6 protein-coding genes and 2 pseudogenes are annotated in these 5,095 nt (G+C 68.6%); 6 read left to right on the top strand and 2 right to left on the bottom strand.

The window, feature by feature from the left end; genetic code table 11:
• A pseudogene (locus tag NHG85_RS03350) lies at positions 1 to 203 on the top strand (hypothetical protein); the annotation flags it as partial.
• Here NHG85_RS03350 and NHG85_RS03345 read toward each other — a convergent pair.
• On the bottom strand, positions 184 to 600 hold the full coding sequence (locus NHG85_RS03345; RefSeq protein WP_253329808.1) for an ATP-binding cassette domain-containing protein: 417 nt from the start codon (positions 598 to 600) through the stop codon (positions 184 to 186). The pseudogene NHG85_RS03350 and the gene NHG85_RS03345 overlap by 20 nt on opposite strands.
• Before the next feature lie 4 nt (positions 601 to 604).
• Between NHG85_RS03345 and NHG85_RS03340 the strand changes: the two genes are divergently transcribed.
• From NHG85_RS03340 to NHG85_RS03325, 4 genes are all read left to right on the top strand, one after another.
• Positions 605 to 1,138, top strand: coding sequence for an ABC transporter permease subunit (locus NHG85_RS03340; RefSeq protein ID WP_253329806.1), 534 nt, complete (start codon positions 605 to 607; stop codon positions 1,136 to 1,138).
• Between the two features lie 267 nt (positions 1,139 to 1,405).
• Positions 1,406 to 1,735, top strand: a complete 330-nt coding sequence (locus NHG85_RS03335) for a hypothetical protein (protein ID WP_253329804.1) — start codon at positions 1,406 to 1,408, stop codon at positions 1,733 to 1,735.
• 116 nt (positions 1,736 to 1,851) lie between these two features.
• On the top strand, positions 1,852 to 3,039 hold the full coding sequence (locus NHG85_RS03330; RefSeq protein ID WP_253329802.1) for an NAD(P)/FAD-dependent oxidoreductase: 1,188 nt from the start codon (positions 1,852 to 1,854) through the stop codon (positions 3,037 to 3,039).
• Positions 3,040 to 3,048: 9 nt separating this feature from the next.
• Positions 3,049 to 3,882, top strand: coding sequence for an NAD-dependent epimerase/dehydratase family protein (locus tag NHG85_RS03325; RefSeq protein WP_253329800.1), 834 nt, complete (start codon positions 3,049 to 3,051; stop codon positions 3,880 to 3,882).
• A gap of 122 nt (positions 3,883 to 4,004) precedes the next feature.
• Here the strand turns inward: NHG85_RS03325 and rpe are convergent, their stop codons facing one another.
• On the bottom strand, positions 4,005 to 4,691 hold the full coding sequence (rpe, locus tag NHG85_RS03320; protein WP_253329798.1) for a ribulose-phosphate 3-epimerase: 687 nt from the start codon (positions 4,689 to 4,691) through the stop codon (positions 4,005 to 4,007).
• A gap of 113 nt (positions 4,692 to 4,804) precedes the next feature.
• Here rpe and NHG85_RS03315 point away from each other — a divergent pair.
• A pseudogene (locus NHG85_RS03315) lies at positions 4,805 to 5,095 on the top strand (hypothetical protein); the annotation flags it as partial.

Below are 5,095 nucleotides of genomic sequence, written 5' to 3'. Positions count from 1 at the left end.
ATGCCGCGGACTGCGCCTGCCTTGGCGCCGACGAAGCCTGGTTCGCGCGGCTCGTGGGCCACGGCGCGCTGATGGAGCGCGAGGAGGCGATGATGCTCGCCCTGGCTTTCCTGCGTCCCGAGGCGGCCGCCGAGGCCGCGCAGCTGGCCCAGGCGCTGGGCCTCGGCCTGCGCCGCGCCGGGATCAGCCGGCTGCTGCACTGAGCGCGGTCGCATCTTCCGGGATCCGGCCCGACAGCCGCGCCGTGATCGTCTCGCCGGTGAGATCGAAGCTCACATAGGCCTCGGCCCCGGTGTTCTCGATCATCTTCAGCACGACCACGAGATCGGGGGCGGCGGTCGCACGGGCCAGGTGCTCGGGCCGGATGCCGAGCGTCACCCGCGCGGGCAGCGCCGCGGCGTCCCAGCCCGGCCCCATGTCGAGCGGCGTGCCGCCGAGGTCGAGCCCCGCCCCGGTCATGCGCGCCGGCACGAGGTTCCTCGGCGGCGCGCCCATGAAATCGGCGGCGAAGGTGTTGGCCGGGGTGACGTAGATCTCCTGCGGCGTGCCGATCTGCTGCACCACCCCGCCCTTGAGCACGAGGAACTCGCCCGGAGCCATGTCGATGTCGATCTCGCGCAGCACCTCGACGCTGCCCGAAAAGTTCCAGCAGGCTGCGGCCACCGGCGGCGGGCCCGACATCGTGATGTTCGCGCATGACCGGCTTGGCAAATGGGCGACGGACGGCATCATCGCCCCGGTCACCCCCGGCGCGGGCTTCGCGGATGGCATCCTGCCCGCCGCGATGGAGGCGGTGACCTTCGATGGCGCCGACAAGGCCGCCGAGATCGACGGCGCGAGCCCGTGGCGGACCTTCCGCCATCTCTTCCTGCCGCTGGCGGTGCCGATCATGGCGGTAATCTTCGTGCCGAGCTTCATCGGGGTGATCAACGACTATCCCATAGCCTCCGTGCTGATCCGCTCGGAGGACCAGATGACCCTCGCGGTGGGCTCGCGGCTCTATCTCAACGAGTTCAAGTATCATTGGGGCGACTTCGCCGCCGCCGCCATCCTGTCGGGCCTGCCGATCACGGGCGTCTTCCTGATCGCCCGGCGCCACCTCGTCTCCGGCCTGTCGGACGGGGCGGTCAAGGGCTGAGCGCCGCCTTGCGAAGCCTCCCCGACGACGCGTTCCATGGCAGGGCCACGGAGCGCGTACGCCTTTCGGATAGGTTTCATAACCTATTGAGAGGCAACAGATATTTTTTACGTCGGGTCGAAACCCCGGCGACGTGGGGTTCCGGCCAAAGAGCGAAAACCCGCCACATTCCTGCCACAATTGACCTCGAAACGGATCGTGTTTCAGCGATTAATCAGTTTCCCGAAGTAACTCTCCGGCCCATGGATCAGCTCAGAGGATGGCGGCATGTATCACCAGGTAAATGCTTTTACGGTTCCCGCCGCCTCCTCCACCCCGTCCCGGGGCAAGGCGCCGTCGCGCCGTGTAGAGCTTGTCTCCAGCCGGTTCTCGCAGGTCCGGCGGCATCGTTTTTCGAGCGGTGTCGAGGCCATGGTGACCGTGACCTTCCGCTACCACCCCGCCCTGCCGGTGCGCTGCGAAACGCTGCTCGTCAGCCTGCCGCGCCGCATCCAGTCCCGTCCCGGTGCCTTGCGCAACCGGCTCGCCGGCATGGCGCTCGACCTCGCGGTGCTGATGCACCGCACGGACCGGGGCGCAGCCCTGCGACCGGTTTGACCATCCTGCCCCTTCGGACACCATGTCCGACCCTACTCCAGCGCTCCTTCGGGAGCGCTTTTTTTTCGTGCAGCAGCCCTCTTTCGTCGCGCCGCGCCAGGCTCTAGCCTTCTTGCATGACAGGCGAGCGCCCCTCCTTCGACGTGGTGATCATCGGCGGCGCGATGATCGGCAGCGCCGTGGCCTGGTGGCTGGCGCGCGATCCGGGCTTCGATGGCCGCATCCTCGTGGTCGAGCGCGATCCTTCCTTTGCCCATGCCTCGACCAGCCACACCAATTCCTGCATCCGCATGCAGTTCGGCACGCAGGTGAACGTCGCGATCGGCCGCTTCGGGTTGGAGTTCATCCGCGGCTTCAGGCGGTTCGTGGGCGAGGACGCGCCGGAGATCCACTTCGACGATTTCGGCTACCTCTACCTTGCCGGTGATGCGGCCTCGGCCGGGCGGCTACGCGCGGCGCAGGCGCTGCAGGCACGCATGAAGGCCGGCACGCGGCTTCTGACGCCCGCACAGCTTGCCGCGACCTTCCCCTTCATGGCGTGGGACGACGTGCTGCTGGGCAGCCACAACCCCGGCGAGGAGGGCTGCTTCGACGGCGGCACCATGTTCTCCGAACTGCGCCGCCGCGCGCGGCATCTCGGCGTCGAGGAGATCCGCGCCGAGGCCACCGGGCTGCGGATGGCAGGCGGTCGCGTGAGCCATGTCGAGCTCTCCGACGGCAGCAGCGTCGCCTGCGGCCATGTCGTCAATGCCGCGGGGCCGCGCGCCGCCACGGTGGCGGCGATGGCCGGGATCGTGCTGCCGGTGGAGCCGCGCAAGCGCTACACCTTCATCTTCGAGGCCGAGGACCGCCTGCCGCGCCGGATGCCGCTGGTGGTCGATCCGCGCGGCATCCATTACCGCAGCGACGGCGCGCTCTACATGGCGGGCTGCCCGCCCGAGATCGACGGACCTTGCGCTTTCGATGATTTCGAGATGGATCACGCGATCTGGGAGGATCGGATCTGGCCGCTCCTTGCCGCGCGCGTGCCCGCCTTCGAGCGGATCCGCCTGCGCAATTCATGGGTCGGGCACTACGCCTACAACACGCTCGACCAGAACGCGCTGCTGGGCCCGCACCCGGCCGTGCCGAACCTCCATTTCGCCAACGGCTTTTCCGGTCACGGGCTGCAGCAGGCCCCGGCGGTCGGGCGCGGGATCGCCGAGCACATCATCCACGGAGGCTGGCGCAGCCTCGACCTTTCGCCGCTCTCGGTGGCGCGCCTCGTCGAAGGCCGTGCACTGACCGAAGCGGCCGTGATCTAGGGAGTATCCATGAAGAAGATCGTTCTCACCGGCGCCTGCGGCGCGCTTGGTTCGCAATTGCGCGCGCCGCTCGCGAAGCTGGCCGACGAGCTGGTCTCGACCGACATCGCCGAGGCCCCTGACTCGCTTCTCGACAACGAGCGCTTCGTGCAGGCCGATCTCGCCGATCTGGCGGCGGTCGAGGCGCTGATGCAGGGCGCCGAGATGGTTGTGCACTTCGGCGCCATCCCCGACGAGCGGCCCTTCGATGAGCTGCTGGGGCCCAATTTCATCGGCGCCTACACCGTCTGGGAGGCCGCGCACCGCGCCGGCGCGCGGCGCGTGGTCTATGCTTCGTCCGTGCATGCCGTGGGCCTGCAGGAGACGATGGCGGGCCATGACACCGAGGTGCCCCACCGCCCCGACAGCTTCTACGGCCTGTCGAAATGCTTTGCCGAAGACATGGGCCGGATGTTCTGGGACAAGCGCGGGCTGGAGGCGGTCTGCCTGCGCATCATGTCCTGCACGCCCGAGCCGCAGAACGCCCGCGCGCTGCACACATGGCTGTCCTACGGCGATCTGGTGCGGCTGGTCGAAGCCTCGATCACCACGCCGGTGACCGGCTTCAGCGTGGCCTGGGGCGTCTCGGCCAACAGCCGCGCGTCGGTGTCGAACCACAAGGTGTCCTTCCTGGGCTATCGCCCGCGCGACAATGCCGAGGACTGGGCCGATCGGCTCCTGCCGACGCCCAAGACGCCCGATCCCTCGGACCGGTCGCAGCGTTGCCTCGGCGGTCCCTTCGCGGTGGTGCCGCTGGGCGAAAGCGGGGTCGAGGCGATCCGGCGGATGAGCGAGGGGAGCTGACGGCGCCCCATCCGCGGCCTTGCGCCGGCGGAGAGGTCGGGATTTGCGTATTTCAGAGAACGATGAAGGGGATGGCGCGCCCTTCCCTTTCATCTTTCCTCAAATACGCATGGCGCGCGGCCTCAGCCCTGCGCCGCCGCCCGGATCGCCGCGATGTTCTCGCCGTAGATTTGCGCCTCTTCGACCGAGCCGCCGCGAAACACCGCCGAGCCCGCGACCAGCGCGTCGGCGCCCGCCCGGGCCACCAGCGGCGCGGTGGTGGCATCGACGCCGCCATCCACCTCAAGGTGGATTTTCCTGTCGCCGATCATCCCGCGCAGGGCGGCGATCTTGTCGAGCATGGGGTGAATGAACTTTTGCCCGCCAAAGCCCGGGTTCACGGTCATGGCAAGCACGAGATCCACGTCATCGAGCAGCGGCGCCACAGCCTCGGCCGGGGTGCCGGGGTTGAGCGCGACGCCCGCCTTCATCCCCGCCGCGCGGATCGCCTGCAGCGTGCGGTGGACATGCGGCCCCGCCTCGACATGCGCGGTCAGGATGTCGGCGCCCGCATCGGCAAAGGCGTCGATGTAGGGGTCGACCGGCGCGATCATCAGATGCACGTCCATCACCGTCTTCACATGCGGGCGGATCGCGCGCACCAGCTGCGGGCCGAAGGTGATGTTGGGCACGAAATGCCCGTCCATCACATCGACATGGACCCAATCGGCGCCCTGCGCCTCGATGGCGCGGACCTCCGCGCCAAAGGCCGCGAAATCGGCGGAAAGGATCGAGGGGGCGATCTTGAGAGTGCGGTCGAAAGCGGTCATCGGCAGGGCTCCTCATGCAGATGCGCCCTGCCCTAGCGCGAAAAATCGCCCGCGTCACCCGGCCCCGGCGCGGCGCCTCTCGCATCCGCAGAAATCCCTGCTACCCTCGCGTCATGCACCACTCTCCCGTGATCCTCTCTCATGCCGACATCCTCGCCCCCGGCGCCAGCGCCGCGCTGACCCGCGCCGCGCTCACCCCAGCGCGCCCGATGCTGCATGGCCATGACTTCTACGAGCTGGCCTGGGTGCAGAACGGGCGGGTGCGCCATCACCTGCCCGAGGGGCGCGAGGATCTCGTGGAGGGCGACGTGATCTTCGCAGGGCCGAAGCAGTTCGGCCATTGGGAGTGCGACCTGGTGATGTTTCGCAAGGAGTTCGGCAAGGCGAACGTGACCTCCCTGGTC

The sequence above is a fragment of the Limimaricola litoreus genome, assembly GCF_024159025.1.
Taxonomy (GTDB): Bacteria; Pseudomonadota; Alphaproteobacteria; order Rhodobacterales; family Rhodobacteraceae; genus Limimaricola; species Limimaricola litoreus.
The sequence above is the reverse complement of the archived record's forward strand: the minus strand, read 5'-3'. Positions and strand labels throughout refer to the sequence as shown.

Excerpts from the sequence above, each read along its gene's own strand:
- NHG85_RS03345 (WP_253329808.1), bottom strand. The coding sequence starts at position 600 with ATGGCTCCGGGCGAGTTCCTCGTGCTCAAGGGCGGGGTGGTGCAGCAG.
- NHG85_RS03340 (WP_253329806.1), top strand. The coding sequence starts at position 605 with ATGTCGATCTCGCGCAGCACCTCGACGCTGCCCGAAAAGTTCCAGCAG.
- NHG85_RS03335 (WP_253329804.1), top strand. The coding sequence starts at position 1,406 with ATGTATCACCAGGTAAATGCTTTTACGGTTCCCGCCGCCTCCTCCACC.
- NHG85_RS03330 (WP_253329802.1), top strand. The coding sequence starts at position 1,852 with ATGACAGGCGAGCGCCCCTCCTTCGACGTGGTGATCATCGGCGGCGCG.
- NHG85_RS03325 (WP_253329800.1), top strand. The coding sequence starts at position 3,049 with ATGAAGAAGATCGTTCTCACCGGCGCCTGCGGCGCGCTTGGTTCGCAA.
- rpe (WP_253329798.1), bottom strand. The coding sequence starts at position 4,691 with ATGACCGCTTTCGACCGCACTCTCAAGATCGCCCCCTCGATCCTTTCC.